Origin of the sequence: Planococcus sp. FY231025, from assembly GCF_052078085.1 — a bacterium.
In the GTDB taxonomy this organism is placed as follows: domain Bacteria; phylum Bacillota; class Bacilli; order Bacillales_A; family Planococcaceae; genus Planococcus.
The window spans coordinates 471,049-493,133 of record NZ_JBQJJG010000004.1 but is presented as its reverse complement, the minus strand read 5'-3'; the positions used below and the strand labels follow the sequence as shown (position 1 = coordinate 493,133).

Genomic DNA, 22,085 nt, shown 5'->3' with positions numbered 1-22,085 from the left:
TTCGAAAAGCGGCTTTATAAACTCGAACTTAGGACGATGTCCCCTTCAGGCAATTCGTTGCCTGATTCCGGCTCTTTGGTGACCGCGATCGTATCCCAGCCTTCGATGTCTTCTTCGAGGGTGAAGTAAGTGCTTCCGCCTCCGGCTTCACCCGGCGTGAATGCGCCTGCGGGAATCGGCTGGCCGTCTTTCAGCAGCCAGACCTGATAGACTTCATTGCCTTCAAGCGCTTCAAGGCCTTCTGCCTGCACTACGAGCTCGAGCGAAGCTTCATCGCGGATGATGGCCGCTTTTCCCGCTCCAGGGAATTGTTCGCTCGGCTGCAGATCCACCGACTGGAAAGCCGTTTCGGCTGCAGGTTCTTCCTGTTCCGCCAGCTGCAGAAACGCATAAGCGTTGCCAAGCAGCGAGAACAGCAGCACAGCGGCGAGAATCGGCCGCCACCAGATGCGCTCTCTCGGCGACCGCGCTTGCGCTTCCAATTCAAAATCTTCTTCATGTACCGGCACTGCCTTCAGCCCGTACCGTCCGTCCTTTGTTTCTTCTTCAGCGAATACATTGCCGAGAATCCGTTCCTTCATGCCGGCAGGCGGTTCGGCGGCTTCCGCAAGATAAGGGAGCTCGCCGGCTGCGGCCAGGATTTCCCGGCAGTCTTCACAGCCCGCCAGATGCTCTTCGAATTCTCGAGCCTCATCCGCCGTCAATGAACCATTCAAATAATCCACCACATGTTCGCAATCCATTCTAGTCATCGTTAGCCCCCCTTTCCTGCACATCGTGCAATGATTTTTTCAATTTCCCAAGCGCCAGGCGGATCCGGCTTTTCACGGTCCCAAGCGGGATGCCGCACTTATCCGCAATGACCTCGTGGGTATAGCCTTTGAAATAAAACAGCTGGATCATTTTTTGCTGTTCCGCAGACAAGCTTTGCACCGCGGCCTGGATCTGTGTTTTCTCTTCCTGCCATTCCGCTTGGTGTTCAACGGTTGAATCGGTATCCACCAGATCCCCGATCTCATCGAGCGGCACGGACGGCTTTTTCCGTTTGCGAATCAAATCAATCGCCACGTTGCGCGACATCGTAAACAGCCAGGAAGTGAACTTCCCTTTGCTTTCATTGTACTCCCCTTTGCCCCGCCACAGTTTGATGAAGACTTCCTGCAAGGCTTCTTCCGCCAGGTCCCGGTCTTCCGTCAGTTTCAGGATGAACGAGAATAGGATCTTCTCGTAGCGGTCGTACAATTGTTCAAGCGCGTCTTTGTCTTTATTCTGTATGCGAGTATAAAGCGTAAAGTCTGAACTTCTCTCCATCGACTTGCCCCTTTTTCAACTGTCATGCTTCAAGCTTACTACAACTTGCCGTGCAGGAAAACGGATGCATGCAGAAAATTCGGGATTCCCCAGCAGAGCGGCTAGCCTTGGGGGCAGGCCTTCTCTTTATTTAGCCGATTCTGCATTTGCTGATAAAACGTCGGCAACAGCTTTTCAGTTCACTTTTCGGCGAATTATTTTTTGCCCGTCCCCTATGAAGGAGATGAAGCTCAAATTTCATCAATGCCTGTGCAGATTCCTCCTGTCTATGAATGCAGCGGCGTTGCTACCTCCAGAGCATTCTTTTCTGAAGATATTTTTCGTGCCATTTCAGCCAAATCTTCTTATACAAGTGGAATCTCTCTAGTCCAACAGTCTTAAGGAATTGTTTATAAAAATAGGATCGGGGAAAAGACAGAAGAGAATAAATCTGAAAAATCCGAGGAGGAATCTAATTGGGACATTTTATTGAAGTAGAATCCGGCGTGAACGTTTATGCAGAAGACATCGGCATCGGGCAGCCGGTGGTTTTCATACATGGCTGGCCATTGAACCACAAGGCATTCGAATCACAGATCGGCGAGCTGGCTGCCAACGGCTTCCGCTTTATCGGCATCGATTTGCGCGGCTATGGGAAATCCGACAAACCGTGGTCCGGCTATGATTACGATACGGCAGCAAGCGACGTGAAGGCGGTCGTGGATCATCTGGAACTGGAGGATTTCGTGCTGGCTGGCTTTTCGATGGGCGGCCCAATCGCCATCCGCTATCTAACGAAGTACGGTGAAGAAGGCATCGATAAGCTCCTGCTGATGGGCGCTGCAGCCCCTTCGTTCACGCAGCGTGAAGGTTTCGCCTTGAACATGAAGCCGAAAGAAGTCGATCAAATCATTGCCCAGGTCAAAGCGGACCGTCCGGCGTTCCTTGCAGATTTTGCGAACATGTTCTTTGAACAGAAGAAATCGCCGCAATTCCTGCGCTGGTTCGAATCGCTCGGCCTTGAAGCCGGCGGGCATTCAACCGTGAATTCCGCCATTTCCTTAAGAGACGAAGATTTGCGGGATGAAATTGCCAGCATTTCCTTGCCGACCGCCATCTTCCATGGCAAGAAAGACCAGATCTGTGCTTACGGGCTTGCCGAAGAACTGAAAAAAGGGATTCCGAACTCAGTCCTTGTGCCTTTCGAAAAAAGCGGGCACGGCATGAACGGCGACGAACCGGAAAAGTTCAATACCGAAATGATCCGCTTCCTGAAAAGCTCAGGCGTGAAAACGAAATAAATCAGCGAAACCCGTCCAGCTGAATCTGCTGGACGGGTTTTCCTTTAATTCCATTAAATATGCACAGTGAATGTTAAATTACGCTCAACGAAGGTTAAAATACGCACAGCAAAGGTTAAATTACGCACAGCTAGCCAAGAAATACGATTCTGCACAAGAAAAGTGCCGTCACCTGGACCCCAAATCTAGCGTTGGAAAGCATCTCTTTCTTCACATCCAAAGAACCCCGGTGAAAAGCGGTTCTTTTTTTAAAAAAATCCTGAAAAAAGTGATCTATCTCCCCTCTCGCTCCGTTAGGTAGACAAGAACAATAAACGCGAGGAGTGTGGAGAGATGAAATGGAAAAAATTATTGGCGCCGGTCCTTGGCGCAGCGCTTTTGGCGCCGGGCTTCGGAACAACCGCATTGGCAGATGAGCTGCCGAAGACAGATACGACAGGGGTGGAACTTCGGGCAACTTTGGATTCCCTGCTGTCGGAACATTATGCGTTAGCGGTCGATTCCATGATGAAAACCTATGACGGAGACAAAGGCGCAGAGGCTGCCGCTGCAGCGCTTGCCGAAAATGCCGCAGACATGGAGCCAGTGATCGCTTCTGTCTACGGCGAAGAAGGCGGAGCCGCCTTTGGAGCAATTTTCGAAGAGCATAATATGGGCACCGAGGATTATGCGTTGGCTGTCAAAGAAGGAAACGATGACTTGAAACAGCAGTCCTTGGAGGAAATCCAATCGTTTACGGAAGAAATGGCTGCTTTCTTAGCCACAGCCACGGAAGGAAAACTGCCGGAGGAAGGCGCGCAGCAGGCATTGCGGACCCATGAAGATTTTGTCCAGAACACATTCGATCTGTATGCAGCCGGTGATTATGTCGCCGCCTATACATCTTACTTGGAAGGTTTCAAGCAGATATTCGGAGCCGGCAGTGCCATCAGCGGCGCAATCGCTGCACAATTCCCGGACCAGTTTACGGATCCGAATACAGCAGCCGGCGATTTCCGCGCTGACGTGAACCGGATTGCGGCTGAGCATTTCGCTTTGGCCCAACTCAGCATGACCAAAGGGTTTAGCGGAGCGGAAGATTTCGATTTCGCCGACTGGGCACAGGACCAGAATACGGAAGAGTTCCGGGCAGCCATCGCTTCGATTTACGGCGAGGAAGCCGGAACCGAGTTCGTCCGCATCTGGAACAATGAACACATTTCCGTGCAAGGCGACCTGGCAACAGCCGCCGCTTCAGATGACGCAGCTGCCGCAAAAGAAGCCGCCAGTACGTTGAAAAACACCTTTGCGGAAGAGCTGGGAACTTTTCTGAGCACCGCGACGGAAGAGCGCATGCCGCTCCAAGCGACCATCGATGGGATCACTGCTCATGAAACCACGGTCGTGGATGCATTTACCCAATACACTTCAGGCGATTATGACGCTTCCTACGCGACCTACCGCGAAGGCTATGCCACCATGTTCGGCATCGGCAAAGGATTGAGCGCCGCTGTCACGGATCAATTCCCTGAAAAGTTCCAGACTGCCGCACCCGAAAAAATGCCGAAAACCGGCTTTGGCGGCACAGAAAATTCGTCCAATGAATTGATGATTTGGTCAGCGTTGAGCTTGTTGTTCATTACCGCAGCCGGAACTGTGACGTATCGTCAAAGAAAGCAAGATTAAAATTCAGGAGAGGGCCGTGCGCTCTCTCTATTCCTGTTGAAAGGGAGGATGGATCATGAAGCAATGGATTCCGATGGGGATTGCGCTGCTGCTTTCAGTGGCGCTGTTCTTTATTATGAAACCGCTCGAAAATAATACCCTTCTCAAAGAAGAAGCGGCCGTTCAGCCAGCTTCTGACGTCAAAACCGCATCTGCAGCTGCAGGAAGCACCATCGAAAAAGAAGACAAAATTGCCGAATTCCCCATCCTGCCTGCTCAGCGGGAAAAGCTGCAAATGCTTCAAAAGGAACGCCAGGAAAGCATCAAAGGCATGGAACCGGCTAAGATCGAGATCCCTTCCATCGGTGTCGAAGCGGCCATTGAGCCGACCGGTATCCTTGAAAACGGAGAAATGGGCGTGCCTGAGGATGTCGACCAGGTAGGTTGGTTCGAGCCCGGTTTCAAAACCGGCGCCATAGGCAATTCGGTGCTTGCAGGCCATGTCGACAGCCTGACGGGTCCAGCCATCTTCTATGATTTAAAGAAAGTGAAGATCGGCGATGAAGTGGCCGTGACCGACGCCGACGGCCGCAAGATGGTTTTTGAAGTGAAGGAAATCACGAGCTATATCACGGACGAGGCACCGATCGAAGAAATTTTTGGAGCCTCCGACAAACGGATGATTAACCTGATCACCTGTACCGGCGACTTCAACCGTTCCATCGGCTCCCATGAAGAACGCCTTGTAGTTTCAGCCGAACTGATCTCCGATACCGACATGCAGCAACAACCGCCTGCCCCGCCGACGGATGTGGCCGCGACTTCATTTAACTTGTCATGGCACGCAGTACGTGATGACGCCATCATCGGCTACCGCGTCTATGAAGAAGACCTGACGACCGGTGAAAAGAAAAAAATCGCTACTGTCTCGCTTTTCGACCGCAAGAAGATCGAAATCGAAAACACTGCGGACAAGCGCTATTATGTCACGTCGGTCGATGTCGACTTGAACGAGTCCAAGAAGGCGGAAGCCCAGAAATCTGAATAAAAGATAAGATACCCTAATCCGATCTCTCCCGCAGAGATTTTGGATCAGGGTTTTATTCGCCTAATGCCTTTTTCTTACAGGAATACAGCAGCCACATAGCGAACCTACCGGAAGGGACTTTTGGCTGGAACACATTCTGAAGGAGCGATGAATATGAATAAAACCTGTTGCTTATGTATCCTGCTGTGCTGTCCGTTCCTTCTGGCGGCGTGCGCCTTGCCGTCCGGAACGCTTGCCGACCTGTATAAAGAAGATCTTGGGGACGTATCGGAAATTTCAATTGTCGACGGGCGGACAGGTGAAAAAACCAATATTGCTGATGCTCGCACGATTGAGGCATTTCTCGAAGACATGGAAGGCGTCACTTTCACCCCGCTCCAAGACCAGTCAGCCGGGGAAGGCTATATTTACTCGGTACACTTGTTTGAAGATGGGGATGAAACGCTCTCCTTCACATCTAACACTATAGGAGAACATTATTACGCCTCCGAACCCGATTTCCATGCCATCGTTGAAGGATATACAAAGTAAAATGGATGATGCCTGGCAACAAATGGAGACCGAAAATCTTTTCAAGCTGATCCATTTAGCAGAAGCCGTCCAACGAAAAATTATCAAAGAGCTTTAAAGCAAAAAAGCCAAACGATAGGACGAGATTTATCAAAGCCACTTCCCGGCTGAAAATAATCGATCTTGAAAATGATGCTGAAATTTTCAATGACACGATATAAGCTGGCCAACCGCCGCTTTCAAAGAGAATATGAGCTTTGCCAGTTCCGCTCAGTTCTCAAAAGCATACCAAGAGAGAAGACAGGTTCTCCCCAATGTCTTCTCTCTTTTTGTATTTAAGGAACTCTTACCCGTTAATCATATATAATTAATTTAAAATAGCAGAAAAACTTTTTAAGGTGACGGCAACAAAATTGCTTATCACTCATGAATGGCTTCTTCGTCCGGCCAGCTGGACCAGTTGAACAAGCTTTACGATGAATAAATTTTAAGATCGCAGATCTAGCTATAGCAGGTGCAATAATGCCGGGCATTGCATTAAAAACCAGGAGGAATTACGATGAGTCGAATGAATGTAATATTTGCAGGATTCATGCTCTTTTCTTTATTTTTCGGCGCGGGCAACCTGATCTTCCCTCCGCTTCTCGGGCTGGAATCGGGAAGCAATTTCGGACCGGCGATTGCGGGCTTTCTGATCACAGGGGTCTTATTGCCGTTCTTGGCCATTATGGCCGTGGCGATGTCGGACAATGGCCTGATTTCCATGGGGAGCCGGGTGCATCCCCTCTTCGGTCTGGTGTTTGCCATCATCATCTATCTCTCCATCGGCGCTTTCTACGGAATACCGAGAGCTTCCAATGTTGCCTATGAATTGGGATTTAAACAAGTTTTCAATATTGATGGCGGACTTGCGCTCGCTCTGTTCTCATTTGTGTTTTTCGGCATCACTTATTTTCTAAGCCTGAATCCTAAAAAAATCGTGGACCGGATCGGCCAATACCTGACGCCGCTTTTACTGCTTGTTTTAGCCACGCTAGTCATCCGGGCTTTTCTCACATTCGAGAACGTCTCTTCGCCTGCTGTCGGGAAGTTTGTTTCCGCCCCCTTGGCCAGCGGAATCTTGGAAGGTTATTTCACGATGGATGCAGTCGCAGCCCTGGCGTTCGGAATCGTGGTAATCAATGCCTTGAAAGATAAGGGAGCATCATCCAAAAAAGAGCTGGTCCAAGGCACATTGGGAGCCGCTCTCATAGCGGGCCTGGGATTGGCCGTTGTTTACTTTTCACTCGGCTGGATCGGCCGGGTTATTCCAAAGGGGAACGGATTCGAAAACGGAGCGGAAATCCTGACGGCAGCAGCCAGTCTCTTGTTCGCTGGCGGTGGAGGCCTCCTATTCGGTTTGATCGTTATCCTCGCCTGCCTCACGACAGCGATCGGTCTGATCAATGCCTGCTCCAGATTTTTCAACGAAATTTATCCAAGGATAACCTATACCGGCTATGTCGCTATTTTCTCCGTAATCGGCTTGTTGGTGTCCAATCTGGGCTTGAATTCCATTCTGGAGCTGGCCGTTCCTTTATTGGTGTTTATTTATCCGATTGCGATTGTCTTGATTATCCTCTCCTTATTCGAGCATATCGGCGGAAAAAGCCGGATGATGTACCGGTTCTCAGTAGTGGTAACGTCTATTTATGCATTTCATCAGGTTCTGGACAGCCTCGGCTATCGATTTGACTCGGTAAACAAATGGCTCAGTTGGGCCCCGTTTTTTGCCCAGGGACTGGGGTGGGTCCTGCCAGCGTTTCTAGCAGCGCTGATTGGCTATGGGATTGATAAGTTCAGGGGCAGGTCCGGTGATGAAATGAAAGGGCATTCATCGCTGTAACTTCCCTGTCTTCTTCAACCCATAATAAAAAACCAGCCGGTTAAGGCTGGTTTTCATCATTTCCCTTAGTTCTGCCGGCAAGCATCAAGCCCTATACATTCCATAGACGATAAAAAGGGCAGCCGAATCGGCTGCCCTTTCAAACCTTTAGAATTACCTCTTAATTACTCGTTTTCAGACTCTGATGTTTCATCTTCTTCTTTTTCGTCTTCATCATCTTGCTCTTCAACTTCAAGCTTCAGTTTCTCGCCATTTGAAAACTTCACTTTGACTTCCAGTTCTTTCACTTCTTGCCCGAAGGAAGCAAGAACCACAGCTTCCAGTTGTTCTTTCGCCATGTCCGGGGACAGGTTCCACTGTGTCAGATAACCCTTGATAAACGTCAAAGCTTCACTGCCTTGGTATTCGATCTTTTCATCGTCGCTCTTACTTTCAAACTTCACTTTTTCTTTTCCTTTTTTATTGGAGTAAGCAAGTTCAAGCTTCGTGCCGTCTGCCAGTTCTGCTTCGGCCTTCACTTCCTGAATGCCCGGCAGCAGGCTTTCTCCTGCAGTCTCTGTATAAATGGACGCTTCCACGACAACGCCGTTCTCTACATACAATTCCACCGTATCGCCAATCCGGATTTGATCAGCTGTCAGGAAACGCGTCTGGAATTGGACCAGCAGGTCTTTTGCAATCTGGTACACTTTCTCTTCGCCATTAAAGTTTTTGACGGTGATTGAGCCTATCCCATTAATGAATTCGATTTTCGTTACCGCTCCGTTGACAGTCAAAGCCCCTTCTTCTTCAAGCAAAGTGCCATACGTGCGATCGAGGACGGCAGCCATTTGGGCTCTTGTGATATTATGTCCCGGATTGAAGAACCCTTCCAAAGTGCCGGCAAAAATTTCATATTCTGCAGCTACGTTGACGAACCCAGCTTCTTCCGAAGACATTTCATCGGCATCTTTGAACTCAGGTGTTTCCTGTGCCGCTTCTTCCGCCTCTTCAACCAATCCTAGCGCTTTCACCAAAAGTTCTGAGACCCAGACCCGGGTCGCCGGCTTGTTCGCTGAAAACACCTTTTCATCTGCTGAAAGCAAGCCGTTTTCAAGGGCAACAGACAAATACCCATAGTACTTCGGATTGATCGAACTCGCATCCTTAAAAGGTAAAGTTGTCACCTTCTTTTTCAATGCCTCGTCTTCCAATCCCGTTAACCGAACAACCGTGATGATCGACTGGATTCTTGAAACCGGAGCATACGGCTCAAACAAGCCGTCGCTATGGCCCAGGAAAATCTCTTTCGACTTCATACGGCCGATGGAATCCTTCACCCATGTCATTTCTGCCGTATCCTTGAAAGTGATTTCGACACCTTTTCTGTTATCTTTTGCTGCGTATACGCCGCTTGAGATTGATGTGGACAATAGCAGCGCAGACAACGTTACTGCAAACACCTTTTTTCTAACCATTCCTTTTCCTCCTCTATTTTCCCTTCTGATCCCCAAGGAAAAGGAAAACCCTTCTCTTTGGCAACCCGGCGGCCATAGCCATGCCTTAGGCCCGTGGCTTTGCGTCCTTATTTTTCAATAAGTTTGCCTTTCTCAATGAAGCGGGTTTCTTCATTTATCTCAATCATAAAGGCGAAGAGGTTTTTAAAGTATAGATATTAATATCTGTTTTTAATTTAATTATTGTTAAAAATAGTAATTAAATACATTTTATTCACCAGTAATTCCTTCAGCTTCGTTCTGTTGTATTGCCTGATAATTAGCAGCTGTACTCAGGCAAATTTTTCTCATCAGATTTTATGCGCCTTCCGTTTAGCTAGCTTGCTCATTAAGGATAGATAAGCCGTTTGGGTCGTTCCCTTTATACATTTGCACCAATTCCAAAATGGAAAGTTTAAGCAGGATTCCCCTCGTTTGCATTTTTCATCCTTCCTCTCTTGTGTTATAATTTATTTAGCCTACTAAATAAATTTCCGGCAAGGGGCTAAGCTTTTGAGAATAAATCTATTTGATAAAGTTCCATCGCCCTGCTTCAATCATGCAAGTTTCCTTTGCAGTTTAGGAAGAAGGCAATGTAAATGTACTAAGGACACCTATTGGCACCTTAGAAAGGAGCAGACACATTTAAAGTTTGCAGATAGAACTACTATATAAATAAATTCACATGAGGAGGAAAAGTTATGAAATTTGGAATTATAGGGGCAGGCCCCATTGGAGCAAGCATTTCGAAAAAATTAGTTGAAAATGGACACGAGGTCAAAATTGCCGATGCCCGGGACATTAAACATCTGGAAAGCAAGGACATTGCGGGAACACCTGTGAATGCAGAAGAAGTTATCGCCGACATCGATATCCTTTTACTTTCTCTCCCCCTTCATGTCATGCCGAGCATTCGTCCTATCGTCGATCAGGTTGGGGAGGACGTCACCATTGCAGACACATCCAATTATTATCCATTCAGAGACAATAAAATCGATGAAATTGAGAACGGAATGGTTGAAAGCGTTTGGGTTTCAAACCAGATAGGAAGACCGGTCATCAAAGCATTCAGCAATCAGTTAGCTTATACGTTAGAAAATAAAGGCACTCCCGAAGGCACGGCTGGCCGCATTGCCATGGCAATTGCCGGTGATGACCCCGCACAAAAGCAATTGATGATCGATGTCGTGAATGAACTTGGCTTCGACGCAGTGGATGGCGGCTCGTTGAGTGATTCCTGGAGAGAGCAGCCGGGAACCCCTGCCTACTGCACCGAACTGACAAAAGAAGAACTCATCGAAGCCTTGAATAAGGCCGATAAAGAAAAAGCACCCATTCAGCGGGATAAGGTCATGGAGAAGTTTTCAGCTGGAATGACACATGAAGATATTGTGAGAATTAACCGGGAGACCTATAATTCTTAATTCTAGAACCCCTGCTGTTCATGGCTATGAAAAATTTTTATGCATCCGTAAAAAGGAAAAAAAATGAAGCTCAGTAGTTATCTTTTAAGCTACTGAGCTTCATTTTTTGTGTTTTTCATTTAGCCAACTGCTTCTCATACCGTGTGAAAGGTTTCTTAATTGGCTTAATCCAGCATATTTAATATGTCACAGACTCTATTTCTTCTTAAGTAAGCTGCATTTCTAACTATTAACGAGTACGTCCGTTTCTATAGTATTAATGAGGCGAATTGATCACTTCGCGCCGCACTGTGACCCGGCGGATAAAGAATCCCATGATCAGGCCGATGATCGCGACCCCTACTGTAAACAGAAAGACGTTTTGCAATCCTGAAGCCATCGCATTGGCAACTTCAGCCGGCCGGGTCGGTGCAGAGGATCCATGTAAATAGTTTTCCATACCGCCTGTCAAAATGCTGACAGCTACTGCTGTCCCGATTGCACCAATAACCTGTTGCAATGTGTTCATGACCGCCGTGCCGTGCGGATATAATTCAGGGGGCAGCTGATTCAAGCCGTTCGTTTGAGACGGCATCCAAATCATTGCGATCCCTACCATCAGGCCAATGTGCAGCGCTACGATAAACGCCACTGAAGAAGCAGTGGTGAGCGTGCTGAAAAACCATAACATTGTCGTGACGACGATAAGACCCGGAATGACGAGCCATTTCGGTCCGAATTTATCAAATAACCGTCCAATAATGGGCGAGAGAAGCCCGTTCAACGCACTACCAGGCAATAGCATAAGCCCGGCAATAAAGACAGACAATCCGGCACCTGTCTGCAGGAACATCGGCAGAATGATCATGCTCGACATAATAATCAACATAGACATCATCACCAGAAGCAGCCCGATTACGTACATCGGAAATTTGAAAACCCTCAGGTCCAGCATCGGATCGTTCATCGAATTCTGGCGCAGCACGAAGAAGAACAAAGCAACCAGCCCAATGATGATGGACGTGACAACGACCATGCTGCCCCATCCCGCCTCTCCTTCACCGGCCTTACTGAATCCGAAGACCACTCCTCCAAAACCTGCAGTTGACAGCAGGACTGACAGCAGATCGATCCGCGGTTTCGTCACTTCGGTGACGTTTTCCAGATACTTCAGCCCGATCAGCAGTCCCATGACCAGGAATGGCAGCGAGAACCAGAAAATGAAATGCCACGTTAAGTATTCGATTAATAAACCGCCTATGGTCGGGCCGGTTGCTGGCGCAAACATGATGACCAGTCCGACAAACCCCATGGCCGCCCCCCGCTTTTCAGGGGGATAGATGACCAGAATCGTATTGAACATCAGCGGAAGCAGCAAGCCCATGCCTGCAGCCTGCAGTACGCGGGCAACCATCAGCATCTCGAAATTGACCGCGAGCGCTGCAATCAATGTCCCTGTAATCAAGCTGATAAGCGCTCCAATGAACATCTGTCTTGTCGTAAACATCTGCAGCAGCAAGCCGCTGATCGGCATCAAAATACCGAGCGTCAGCAGGAATCCCGTCGTCAGCCATTGGGCAGTTGCCGCCGAAATTTGGAATACGTCCATTAAATTCACCATGGCAATGTTTAAAGCAGTTTCGCTGAACATGCCCACAAACCCGACGATCAACAGCGACGCCAAAATCGCTTTTGTATTGTATTGTTTCTTCATTTTTTCTCTCCTAGTAACCTAATTAACTTAATAATGGTTTGTTATTTGCAAAGCTACGTTTCCAAAATTCCATAAGCATGAGTTGCTGTTTACTTCTTTTTTGAAGAACCGCATTTCTTATAGTTATTTAAGGCAATGATTCAAACGAATATTTTCTTCTCTAAATTACTCGATCTCAGCGTTCCCATACTGGTAAGGGACGCCCATATTTTCGCGCAATGTGTTTCCTTCATACTCTTTGTGGAACAATCCGCGCTCCTGCAGAATCGGGACGACCTGTTCCACGAAATCTGCCACGCCGTCGTAGGCGATATCCGGAACAACCGAAAAACCGTCTGCCGCGCCTGCCAAAAACCATTCTTCCAGGAAGTCTGCCACTTGCACAGCGGTACCGGCAACGACCGGGTGATAGTTAATGACGCCGTGCGCCAGAACATCCCGAATGGAAATCCCTTGTTTTAGCAGCTCCAACGCTCTAGGAGAACGGGGATCCTGAGGACTAGCATAAGCACGAGCCAGCAGGTCAGCCGGCAAGGGCTGATCGATATCTATTGTGTGCACCGATAACCTTAACCCCACCATGGAACCCAAGTAGCTGACGCGGCTTGGAATCTCTTCCGGATTGAAACTCATCAACTGTCTCCGCCGCTCCAAGCCTTCTTCTTCCGTCGCGCCGATCGAGAACATAAAGCCGGCATACATCTTGATATCATCCGGGTTTCTGCCAAAACGGGCCGCACTTTGCCGGAGCGCTTGCCGGTGTTGCCGGGCCGAGTCAATATCATAAGGGTTCGCATAGACGCCGGATGCGTATCTCCCCGCTAGTTCCAGCCCTTCATCTCCGCCGCCGGCTTGGAATAGTACCGGCTGCCCCTGTTCTGAAGGCGGAATTGGCAACGGACCTCGGGAAGCGTAGTACTGCCCTTGAAGGTTGATCGGCTGAATTTTGTCCATATCGGCAAATGTGCCGCCTTCAGTATCCAACGTCCATGCGTCCGGTTCCCAGCTGCCCCACAGCGCCTGGACAATTTGGATCGATTCATGCGCCATGGCGTATCGTTCTTTCCTGCCGGCAACCTGCATGCCGAAGTTCGCTGCTGCTGCTGGAATGGATGAAGTGACCGCATTCCAGCCGACACGTCCGCGGCTGATGACATCGAGCGCTTTGAACTGGCGCGCAATATTATAGGGATGATTGAACGTTGTGGAATGGGTTGCCACAAGGCCGATATGCTCTGTTTCCCTGGCCACAGCCATAAGGGCCAGCATCGGGTCCATCGGAAAACTTGGCGTCTGGTGTCCCAAGTCGACGGTTAATGCCGGTGTATCTGCAATGAAAATCATCTGGAATTTCCCTTTTTCCGCTATTTTCGCCCGTTCCACATAATTGTCCATATTCGTATAGGCTGCGGGATCAGTGCCAGGCACTCTCCAAGCACTGAATTCGCCTCCATAGCCGGAAACCATCTGTAATCCCAGTTGCATCTCTTTTCTGTTTGTCATGTCTCTATTCTCCTCCGTTTTCAATAATATCCAATTAACCAGAAGCCTCTTAAGGATCTTTATTCAATCAGTTTTATCAAATAAAGAAGCTGCACATAATTAGCCTACTAAGTATTTCCGTGTGATTCACTCGCATATGCTCTTTCTATCCCAATAAATTATCACCGATTGCCGAAGCTGTTAATTCCCTATTTACAAAGTATTTTCTTTGTCTATAAAGTTTAAAAGGTTTTTTGCCTATTCAGTACGATTTAGTATATACCAGCGATCTCCTCTATTATGGACATTCCCATTTCTTTTTAATCTGCGCAATTGCTTATAAATAGAAAATTGGGAGGCCGTTTCTTCAGCAACGGATGGCCGGCTGATGTTTGAATCCATACACGAAACAATCTTCCTTGCACTTATTCCCGGATGTTCCTTTATACATACGAGAATATTTTTATCGATTTCCATCGGTTGCACCTCACACTTTTTAAAGCCGATTTCAAAGGGACCTTAAGGTTTTAGAAAGCACTTCTATTTAGCAGGCTAAATAAATAATTGGAGAGGACTTAAAATAAGTTTCTCTCCATCCGCTTCATCAAATCCCTTAATACGATGCGTTCTTCCGGGGAAATGGAATGCAGTAGTTTTTCTTGCTGCTGTTTCCATTTGAAATCAACCGGTTTTTCTATCTCTTTTCCTTTTTCAGTCAGATAAATTCGCATCACCCTGCCATCGATTTCATCGCGCTTGCGGATTATGAAGCCGTTTTGCTCCAACGATTTAACCATATTGGTGATAGTGGGCGGTTCGCACTTCAAATGATCAGCTAATTGCATTTGAGTGATTCCATCCCCTTCCCATAAACGGGCGAGCAAATTGTCCTGCCCAACATAGAGGTTAATTTCTCTTAAACTTTCACTATAATCCCGACGCATTTTGGATGATACTTTATCTAAAGACTCACGGATATCGCAATCTACGGAAGCTTTCATAGATTTCCCTCCACTAGCTATAATGTTTAGCCCGCTAAATATATCATCATGCAACTTCCCTGTCAACAATAACTTAGCCGCCTAACTAATTATTTTATTCTTTCTCCTAAATTACTCGTTCTCCCTTCAAAAACCTCGCTTTTTTCATTGAGCACTTTTTCATCTCCAAGGTATTCCATCATCCTTCAATTCTATTCAGCCATTCCTTACTTATTGAAACCACAAAAAAACCAGCCGGTTAAGGCTGGTTTCCGTCATAATCTCTTAGTTCTGACGGCGAGTGCGCAGGCCGATTGTTGTCAGTAGTCCCGCAAGCATCAAGCCGCCCACCAACCACATAAATTCCATGGATGATGTTTCAGTGCCGCCCATGCCTGTTTTCGGCATTTCAGAAGGCATTTCCGTTCCTTTGAATTGTTCAGGGAACTGGTCAACGATCGCTGCTGATAATCCAGCTGCCGGCATTGTCATATGCGCATATGCTTCGCGAAGCGAGCTGTACGCTGCGTCATAGTCGCCTGCCACATATGAATCGAACGATCCGATCAATTGCGATACGTGCGCAGTCAAGCCTTCTTCAAGTGCATCTGCCGGTACACGGCCTTCTGTCGCTGCGTCAAGAAGTGCTGCCTGTTCGACGATGTAAGCATCCAGGTCCGCTTTCGCTTTTTCCTGAGCTTCGGCATTGCCTTCACCTGTCGCCACTACATAGTCGACAAAGTAGCCGATGTGCGATTTCCAAACTTCATCAAACTGCGCGCCCGCTTCTTCACCGTAAACTGATGTTACAGCAGCTGTCAGGTCATCCGCGTTTGCAAGCAATGCTGCAGAAGCCTGGTCGAAGCTCTTCGCTCCGTCAGCGCCGTCTTGCATCGCCATTACCGCAAGCCCTGCGTGTTCAGTGAACGTTGTGTTCAAAGCTGCGCGAAGGTCAATTGCCGGTGTGTCCGGGCTCGTGTTTTCGAATTTGTCCGGGAACTGGTCTGTAATCGCAATGGAAAGGCTTTCTGCGAACATGCTCATGTGATGGATCGATTCACGCTCTAGGGCATATGATTTTTCAAAGTCTCCTGCAACGTAAGCGTCAAATGATTGGATCAATTGATCGACGTGCATGTCCAATCCTTCTTGTACTGCTGCTGCCGGCAAACGGCCTTCAGTTGCTGTATCAAAGAACGCTGATTGGGTTTTCTTGTATTCTTCAAGTTCAGCCAATGCTTTGTCTTTTCCAGCCTGGTCCTCTTTCGCTGTTGCCGTTACGTAATCCACGAAATAGCCGATATGCGATTTCCAAATTTCGTCGAATGCCGCTGCGCCTTCATCTCCATAGACGGAAGCGACTGCCGCTTTCAAATCATCTGCGTTCGCCAGCAAGGCACCGGATGCCTGGTCGAAATCTTCAGCGCCGTCGACACCTTTTCTCATCGTTTCCACTGCAAGGAAGGCGTGCTCGTTCAAGATGGTATCAAGAGCGATTCGCAGTTCCCCTGCCGGCGTCGCCGTGTTAGCTGCTTCGCTTGAAGCGTGTGATGTTGTTGCGTGCGATCCGTGGCTGTCCGCAAGTGCCGCCGTCGGCACCAATAGGGATAGCGTTAATGGAAGAGCGACCAATAGTTTGTTGAGTTTCATAAATGAACATCTCCTTTTTCCTGTGTGTTTTTTCGTTCTGCCTACTAAACGCAGATGGATTCTTTTTAGATCACCTTTTTTAAAAAGAATTTTGAAAACTTTTTTCGGATTGGTTCTGAACAGCTTGCAGCACTGTAATCGGATACTTGAAACGGACAATAAAAGGGAAACAGCCGAAAAGTCCAGACGGTTTTATTTCTATGAGCGGTTCTTGTTGTTCTATGAGCGGTTTTTGAGATTCTATGAGCGTTCATCGAAGCTCTATGAGCACTCAAGCCCGATTCAGCGACTTTCCCATAAAAAAAGCCGCCCCACACCGGGACGGCCGTCTTCCTTCTATATAAAGCTGTTTATTTCTTCGTGTATTTCCGGATCGCCGGCAGAATCTCCGTTGCGATCAGTTCAATATTGCGCTCGAGCCGTCCGAACGGCACGCCGCCGAAGTCCATCTGCGCGATATAGCGCTGATGGCCGAACATTTCGTGCTGGTAGAGGATCTTTTCGATGATTTGCTGCGGACTGCCGATGTTCATGACGCTTTCCTTCTCGGCGCCGTGCATGAACGCGGACTGTGGATAGCCGCGGCCGTTCGTACGCATCATGCCTTTATCCACATGTGGATAAACTTCCGCGAGTGCGTTTTGGGTCGTTTCCGCGGCATTGAAGAATCCCGCGGTCGCCACCGGGAAGGCCGCCGGGTCGAATCCGCCTTCTTCAAGCGCTTCCCGGTAGGCATCGATCGTATACTTGAACGTCTCCGCCGGTCCGCCGAGCGTCGCGAGCATCATCGGCACGCCCGCATGCCCCGCTTTCACCGCACTCGCCGGATGGCCGCCGACTGCGCGCCAGATCGGCAAGGAACCGTTCTGCGGGCGCGGAATCACTTGCGCGTCTTTCAGCGACGCGCGGAAGCGGCCGTTCCAGTTGACGATCTCCTGCTGATTGATCTGCAAAAGGAGACCGAATTTCTCTTCGTACAGTTCTTCGTAATAGCGGACATCGTAGCCAAGCAGTTCGAACAGGCCGATGCGCGATGCGCGCCCGGCGATGATTTCCGCACGCCCTTCCGAGATCAGGTCGATCGTTGCGAAATCCTCGTAGACCCGCACCGGGTCCGATGTGCTGATGATCGTCGACGAACTCGCAATCTTGATATTTTTTGTCGCCTGCGCAATCGCGCCGAGGACGACGGTATGCGCCTGGGTCGCAAAAAATTCCTGGTGGCTTTCGCCGACGCTGAAGAAATCCAGCCCCGCTTCATCCGCTAGTTTTGCAAACGCGATGATTTCCCGTATCCGCTCCCCTGCCGAGATGCGGTCGCCTGTCCGCGGGTCCGGCAAATGGTCGCCGAGCGTGTAGATGCCAAACTCCATGCCCTTGGCCGGGTCAATCCGGTAGTTCTCCATGTCCATCCATCCCTTCTTATGTACAATAAATGCCCTGACATCAGTATATCTTTTATTGGGCTACGGTGTTACGAATCCGCTCACCCCTCCCTTTGGTACAGCAAAGGGGTGCAGAAGGGCTTAGCGACCGAAGATTTTATTGTGTAAAAGGTTGTTCCAATTTCAGGAATAATTAACTATAATAAGGAAAAAGAGCAAACGTTCAATGAAAACGATGAATTTTTATTTTTATGCCGACCGCAGCCCCTGGACTTTCTAATAAAAGAGGTGAACCGCCATCGCCATCCTATCCGCCAAAAAAGTTTTCGCAATCTATATCGCCCTGCACATCACTGTCTATTACGTGCTGATTTTACAAGGCGGCAATCCTACGCTGCCTGCTAACCTGGTTTCCGCGCTGGCGCCGCTCGTTGCCGCAGCTGTGCTGTTCGCGGTATACCGGAAGATCTCCGGCAAGGAGAAAATGTTCTGGCTGCTCATCGCACTCGGCTGCCTCAGCTACGTGATCGCCGAAGGTCTGTGGATCTATTCCGAGAATGTACTCGGGGAGGAAATCCCGTATCCCGGCTGGGCCGACCTGTTTTATTTCTTCCAGATCGCCTTCTATCTCGCCGCGCTCCTGTACCACGGCTGGCACGGGAGGCGGGATCTGCAGCTCTTGAGATTGGCTTTTGATGTGACCATCATCATGGCCGTCTTTTCGGCGCTCAGCTGGCATTTCATCATCAAGGACCTGATCGGCGGCACCGCTTCGCCGCTGACGCTCGCCGTTTCGGCGGGCTACCCCATCGGCAGCCTGCTGTTGCTGTTCGGCCTGGCCAGTTTCTACATCAGCAAAGTCCCGCTGTTTTCCCGCAGCGTGCTCCACCTGATTGCCGCGAGCCTGCTGCTGCAGATCGTCGCCGACAGCATCTACTTGTACGAGACCGCGACCGGCATCTACAGCTCCGGCAGCTTCTACGACCCGCTGTGGTCGCTTTCGCTGCTGCTGATGGCGCTAGCCGGACTCTTTGCGCTCGACGAACAACTTGCACCGGCTCCGCCCCTTGCGCCGGCAAAACCCGACACCAGCGTGGGGCTGCTGCCTTACCTGAGCATGGCGCTGCTGTTTGTCGTCATGATCTTCGAACAGAAGAACGACATGAACGGCCTGATTGCCGGAGCGGGCGTCTCGGTGCTGCTCATTTTCGCCCGCCAGATCATGGCGCTTACCGAAAACCACAGGCTCCTCGAGCAGTACCACGGCCTCAATGAAGTACTCGAGCAGAAAATCGGCCAGCGCACGCGCGAACTCAGCTCGAAGAACGAGCAATTGACCGAAGCGATGCACCAGATGCAGCACATGGCGTACCATGATGTGCTGAGCGGCCTGCCGAACCGGCGGCTGTTCCTCGACAAGCTGACGGCCGCCATGGCCGAAGCCCGGCTCTATTCGCATAAAGTGGCGGTCGTCTTTGTCGACCTTGACCGCTTCAAGAACATTAACGATACGTACGGCCATGAATTCGGCGATTTGCTGCTGAAAGGCTTTTCCCGCAAAATGGCGGAAAACCTGCGCAAGGACGATACCGTCTCGCGCCAGGGCGGCGACGAATTCGCCCTGATCCTCAATAAAATCTCGGAAGAAGAAGACATTGTGCCGCTCATTAAGCGCATCCAGTCCGTGCTCGAGCAGCCGGTCACCGTCAACGGGCAGGAACTCGACATCTCGATGAGCATCGGCGTCGCCATCTACCCAGGCGATGGTGCGACCACCGAAGAGCTGATGAAGCACGCAGACATCGCGATGTACCATGCCAAAGAACATGGCCGCAACAATTACCAGTTCTTCTCGGAAGATATGAACGCTACACTCACGCGCAAGGTGCAGCTCGAAAACGGCTTGCGCAATGCGTTGGCGAACGAGGAATTCCTCCTCCATTACCAGCCGCAGGTGCATGGTGCGACCGGCAAAGTGACCGGCATGGAAACGCTAATTCGCTGGCGCACCGCAGACGGCACGCTGGTGTCTCCGGCGGAGTTCATCCCGCTGGCCGAAGAAACCCGGCTGATCCTGCCGATCGGCGAGTGGGTGCTCGTGAATGCCTGCCGCCAGGCGAAGAATTGGCACGACGAAGGCCACCGCCACTTGAAGCTGGCCGTGAACCTGTCGCCTTTGCAATTTCTTGACGCGAGCCTGATGGAGATTGTCCGGGGCGCACTCGAAAAGACCGGCTTTCCTGCTTCCTCGCTGGAACTTGAAATCACCGAAGGCGTCGCCGTCTACGATGCCGAGATGGCCATCGCCCGGATGGAAGCGCTGCGGAAGCTCGGCATCGGCATCGCGATCGACGACTTCGGCACCGGCTATTCTTCGATGATGTACTTGAAGCGCTTCCCGGTCACCAATCTGAAGATCGCCCAGCCGTTTGTGCAGGATATGGAGACGAGCCCGGCCGACAAGGCGCTCGTTGCGACGATGGTTTCGATGGCCCACAGCATGGGCATGTCCGTCATCGCTGAAGGCGTCGAGACGCTCGAGCAGCTTGAATCCCTGCGGGTGCTGGGATGCGACGAAATCCAGGGTTACCTGTTCAGCCGGCCGTTGCCAGCGGAACAGTTCACATCGATGCTGAAATCCGGCCTGCCGCATCCGAGCCGCGCATAAAACCTGAAATCCCCTGACCGTCAAACCGGCCGGGGGATTTTTGCATTTTACTACTTGGTTCACGCGTGCTGCCGGGCGACGATGGCGTAATAGGTGCCGGGTTCCGCGGAATAGTCGACCTGTTCAAACACTGCCGCAAATCCCGCTTCCTGAAGCAGCGCTTCCCATTCCGGCATCGGGAACAGGCCGGAACGCGCGCTGTCGTGCTCGTACGAGACGCTGCCGTCCCGGTCCTTCAGGATGTAGAGGTATTCCGTCTCGGTCACGTGATCATCGGGATCGCTGTCGAATGTCCATTCCAGGTAGCGCATGCCGCGCCCGCCGCCGTCCGCACCGCCGTGGTTCGTGGCGGGCTGGAAGGTTTCCGTGAACTGGTCGGTCATGATCAGGAGGATGCCGGTTTCATTGAGGTGCCTTTTGGCATTCTGCATGACCTTAAGCAGGTCCCGCTTGTCAGTGAAATACGTGATGGCGTCGTGGATGAATACGAGATCGAAATCCGCGCCTGCATCTATCGTGCGCATATCGCCCTGCAGGTGGCGGCAGTCCGGGTTCAGCGCCTGGCTCACCCGCAGCATGTCCGGCGACAGGTCAGTCAGCATCATGCCGAACGCCTGCTTCAGGTAGAAGGCGTTGCTGCCGCCGCCCGATCCGAACTCCACCGCTGTTTGGACATTCGGATGATGGCGCCGGATGATGTCCAAGTACAGCCCAGCCTCTTCCTCGTATTCCGTATGCGGCGACATCAGCGGCCACCAGTCAGCCAGTTCCTTGTACAGTTTCATGCGTTCCGTCCCCTTTCGTTTCCGATTCAGCGACATCAGCCATTTCCTTGGTTTATTTCCGGTAGCCCAGCTGCTTCGAGACGATGCGCATGAACTCGTCGAACGACGCCGAATAGCGGTTCCAGTGGTGGTACCATTTCCGAATCGTGTCGAGCAGCCAGAACGGCACCGGCTTGCCGTCGAATACCGGGTAGTATTCCTCATACGCCTTTTTCAGATGCTCCCAGCGGAAATCGTTGCCGGGCTTGATGTATTCGGAGACGTCGAGCAGCTTCGCCCGCCCGTCCTGCAGCAGGATGTTCTTCAAGTGGATGTCCCGCGGATTCAGGCCTTTCGCGCGGACCACTTTCCGTGCGGCCTCCACGTCCTGCACCGCCGCTTCCGGCACCCGGATGCCCTGCAGCAGGCAGTCAAACAGCGTCGGCCCCTCTTCGTATTTCAGTACGAGAAAGCGGTCCGCTTCCCCGTAGCATTCCGTGAAAAAAGAAGATTCCCCGAGCTGCCGGTAGACTTCCGCTTCCGCCCGCAGTTTGTCTTCCTTGCCTTCTGCGTACAGCTTGAAGGCGAACTCCGGCGCATCAAGCGACTGAAACACCGCCGCATCCGTGCCGACGCCGACGCAGCGCAGCCCTTCCGCCGTACCTTCGATCGTCACCGGCTCGTTGTCCGGGTTGGCCGTGACCCGGATCCCTTCCAATGCCTTCGCCGCCTCTTCCCATCGCTGTTCCATTGAACCTCTCCCCCTCCTGAAAGCCCTCGCCGTGCCTTCTTTTTGCTTATTATAGGGAATTCCCATGCGAATAAACAGCATCTGCTCTTTGCAGCCCGCTACTTTTCCCGCAGGTTTCCAGATGCCTTTCAAGCC

Annotated in this window: 17 protein-coding genes and 1 riboswitch; of the genes, 7 read left to right on the top strand and 10 right to left on the bottom strand. The window is 50.4% G+C overall.

Features of this window, described 5'->3' with window-relative positions; translation table 11 throughout:
• Positions 1 to 14: 14 nt before the first annotated feature.
• A complete protein-coding gene (locus tag ACTL32_RS05665; protein ID WP_441340552.1) occupies positions 15 to 752 on the bottom strand; it encodes an anti-sigma factor in 738 nt (245 codons plus the stop codon).
• Entirely contained in the window at positions 745 to 1,311 is a 567-nt protein-coding gene (locus ACTL32_RS05660) for an RNA polymerase sigma factor (protein WP_441340551.1), read from the bottom strand. Before ACTL32_RS05660 ends, ACTL32_RS05665 begins: the two co-directional genes overlap by 8 nt.
• Positions 1,312 to 1,766: 455 nt before the next feature.
• Here ACTL32_RS05660 and ACTL32_RS05655 point away from each other — a divergent pair, with 455 nt between their 5' ends.
• The 5 genes from ACTL32_RS05655 to brnQ all read left to right on the top strand — a co-directional run bounded on the left by ACTL32_RS05655 (position 1,767) and on the right by brnQ (position 7,678).
• On the top strand, positions 1,767 to 2,591 hold the full coding sequence (locus tag ACTL32_RS05655; RefSeq protein WP_441340550.1) for an alpha/beta fold hydrolase: 825 nt from the start codon (positions 1,767 to 1,769) through the stop codon (positions 2,589 to 2,591).
• A 333-nt stretch (positions 2,592 to 2,924) separates the two neighbouring features.
• The gene (locus ACTL32_RS05650) at positions 2,925 to 4,256 is read left to right on the top strand and encodes a hypothetical protein (protein WP_441340549.1); all 1,332 of its coding nucleotides are present in this window, start codon (positions 2,925 to 2,927) and stop codon (positions 4,254 to 4,256) included.
• A 55-nt stretch (positions 4,257 to 4,311) separates the two neighbouring features.
• A complete protein-coding gene (locus ACTL32_RS05645; protein WP_441340548.1) occupies positions 4,312 to 5,283 on the top strand; it encodes a sortase domain-containing protein in 972 nt (323 codons plus the stop codon).
• A 153-nt stretch (positions 5,284 to 5,436) separates the two neighbouring features.
• Positions 5,437 to 5,814: a hypothetical protein gene (locus ACTL32_RS05640; RefSeq protein ID WP_441340547.1), complete on the top strand. Its 378-nt coding sequence runs from the start codon at positions 5,437 to 5,439 to the stop codon at positions 5,812 to 5,814.
• Positions 5,815 to 6,352: 538 nt separating this feature from the next.
• Positions 6,353 to 7,678 carry a branched-chain amino acid transport system II carrier protein gene (gene brnQ / locus ACTL32_RS05635; protein ID WP_441340546.1) on the top strand — a complete coding sequence of 442 codons (1,326 nt, stop codon included), beginning with the start codon at positions 6,353 to 6,355 and terminating at the stop codon, positions 7,676 to 7,678.
• Positions 7,679 to 7,842: 164 nt separating this feature from the next.
• On the opposite strand, the gene ACTL32_RS05630 is transcribed toward brnQ, so the two are convergent.
• Entirely contained in the window at positions 7,843 to 9,135 is a 1,293-nt protein-coding gene (locus ACTL32_RS05630; protein WP_441340545.1) for an S-layer homology domain-containing protein, read from the bottom strand.
• 56 nt (positions 9,136 to 9,191) lie between these two features.
• Positions 9,192 to 9,273, bottom strand: a riboswitch (cyclic di-GMP riboswitch).
• 581 nt (positions 9,274 to 9,854) lie between these two features.
• Here ACTL32_RS05630 and ACTL32_RS05625 point away from each other — a divergent pair.
• Positions 9,855 to 10,577: an NADPH-dependent F420 reductase gene (locus ACTL32_RS05625; protein ID WP_441340544.1), complete on the top strand. Its 723-nt coding sequence runs from the start codon at positions 9,855 to 9,857 to the stop codon at positions 10,575 to 10,577.
• A 256-nt stretch (positions 10,578 to 10,833) separates the two neighbouring features.
• Here ACTL32_RS05625 and ACTL32_RS05620 read toward each other — a convergent pair whose 3' ends face one another.
• The 5 genes from ACTL32_RS05620 to ACTL32_RS05600 form a co-directional block, all read right to left on the bottom strand.
• Positions 10,834 to 12,270 (bottom strand): DHA2 family efflux MFS transporter permease subunit, encoded by a 1,437-nt coding sequence (locus tag ACTL32_RS05620; protein WP_441340543.1) that lies wholly within the window; start codon positions 12,268 to 12,270, stop codon positions 10,834 to 10,836.
• Between the two features lie 165 nt (positions 12,271 to 12,435).
• Positions 12,436 to 13,773 (bottom strand): NtaA/DmoA family FMN-dependent monooxygenase, encoded by a 1,338-nt coding sequence (locus ACTL32_RS05615; protein ID WP_441340542.1) that lies wholly within the window; start codon positions 13,771 to 13,773, stop codon positions 12,436 to 12,438.
• A gap of 554 nt (positions 13,774 to 14,327) precedes the next feature.
• The gene (locus ACTL32_RS05610; RefSeq protein ID WP_441340541.1) at positions 14,328 to 14,753 is read right to left on the bottom strand and encodes a MarR family winged helix-turn-helix transcriptional regulator; all 426 of its coding nucleotides are present in this window, start codon (positions 14,751 to 14,753) and stop codon (positions 14,328 to 14,330) included.
• A 264-nt stretch (positions 14,754 to 15,017) separates the two neighbouring features.
• Entirely contained in the window at positions 15,018 to 16,382 is a 1,365-nt protein-coding gene (locus ACTL32_RS05605; protein ID WP_441340540.1) for a copper amine oxidase, read from the bottom strand.
• A 350-nt stretch (positions 16,383 to 16,732) separates the two neighbouring features.
• The gene (locus ACTL32_RS05600) at positions 16,733 to 17,788 is read right to left on the bottom strand and encodes an LLM class flavin-dependent oxidoreductase (protein ID WP_441340687.1); all 1,056 of its coding nucleotides are present in this window, start codon (positions 17,786 to 17,788) and stop codon (positions 16,733 to 16,735) included.
• Between the two features lie 343 nt (positions 17,789 to 18,131).
• Between ACTL32_RS05600 and ACTL32_RS05595 the strand changes: the two genes are divergently transcribed.
• On the top strand, positions 18,132 to 20,435 hold the full coding sequence (locus ACTL32_RS05595) for a putative bifunctional diguanylate cyclase/phosphodiesterase (protein ID WP_441340539.1): 2,304 nt from the start codon (positions 18,132 to 18,134) through the stop codon (positions 20,433 to 20,435).
• 59 nt (positions 20,436 to 20,494) lie between these two features.
• Here ACTL32_RS05595 and ACTL32_RS05590 read toward each other — a convergent pair whose 3' ends face one another.
• Positions 20,495 to 21,220 carry a class I SAM-dependent methyltransferase gene (locus tag ACTL32_RS05590; RefSeq protein ID WP_441340538.1) on the bottom strand — a complete coding sequence of 242 codons (726 nt, stop codon included), beginning with the start codon at positions 21,218 to 21,220 and terminating at the stop codon, positions 20,495 to 20,497.
• Positions 21,221 to 21,272: 52 nt separating this feature from the next.
• Positions 21,273 to 21,950, bottom strand: coding sequence for a serine/threonine protein kinase (locus ACTL32_RS05585; protein ID WP_441340537.1), 678 nt, complete (start codon positions 21,948 to 21,950; stop codon positions 21,273 to 21,275).
• Positions 21,951 to 22,085 lie beyond the last annotated feature (135 nt).

Coding starts and splice junctions, on each gene's coding strand:
- ACTL32_RS05665 (WP_441340552.1), bottom strand. CDS start 752: ATGACTAGAATGGATTGCGAACATGTGGTGGATTATTTGAATGGTTCA.
- ACTL32_RS05660 (WP_441340551.1), bottom strand. CDS start 1,311: ATGGAGAGAAGTTCAGACTTTACGCTTTATACTCGCATACAGAATAAA.
- ACTL32_RS05650 (WP_441340549.1), top strand. CDS start 2,925: ATGAAATGGAAAAAATTATTGGCGCCGGTCCTTGGCGCAGCGCTTTTG.
- ACTL32_RS05645 (WP_441340548.1), top strand. CDS start 4,312: ATGAAGCAATGGATTCCGATGGGGATTGCGCTGCTGCTTTCAGTGGCG.
- ACTL32_RS05640 (WP_441340547.1), top strand. CDS start 5,437: ATGAATAAAACCTGTTGCTTATGTATCCTGCTGTGCTGTCCGTTCCTT.
- brnQ (WP_441340546.1), top strand. CDS start 6,353: ATGAGTCGAATGAATGTAATATTTGCAGGATTCATGCTCTTTTCTTTA.
- ACTL32_RS05630 (WP_441340545.1), bottom strand. CDS start 9,135: ATGGTTAGAAAAAAGGTGTTTGCAGTAACGTTGTCTGCGCTGCTATTG.
- ACTL32_RS05625 (WP_441340544.1), top strand. CDS start 9,855: ATGAAATTTGGAATTATAGGGGCAGGCCCCATTGGAGCAAGCATTTCG.
- ACTL32_RS05620 (WP_441340543.1), bottom strand. CDS start 12,270: ATGAAGAAACAATACAATACAAAAGCGATTTTGGCGTCGCTGTTGATC.
- ACTL32_RS05615 (WP_441340542.1), bottom strand. CDS start 13,773: ATGACAAACAGAAAAGAGATGCAACTGGGATTACAGATGGTTTCCGGC.
- ACTL32_RS05610 (WP_441340541.1), bottom strand. CDS start 14,753: ATGAAAGCTTCCGTAGATTGCGATATCCGTGAGTCTTTAGATAAAGTA.
- ACTL32_RS05605 (WP_441340540.1), bottom strand. CDS start 16,382: ATGAAACTCAACAAACTATTGGTCGCTCTTCCATTAACGCTATCCCTA.
- ACTL32_RS05600 (WP_441340687.1), bottom strand. CDS start 17,788: ATGGAGAACTACCGGATTGACCCGGCCAAGGGCATGGAGTTTGGCATC.
- ACTL32_RS05590 (WP_441340538.1), bottom strand. CDS start 21,220: ATGAAACTGTACAAGGAACTGGCTGACTGGTGGCCGCTGATGTCGCCG.
- ACTL32_RS05585 (WP_441340537.1), bottom strand. CDS start 21,950: ATGGAACAGCGATGGGAAGAGGCGGCGAAGGCATTGGAAGGGATCCGG.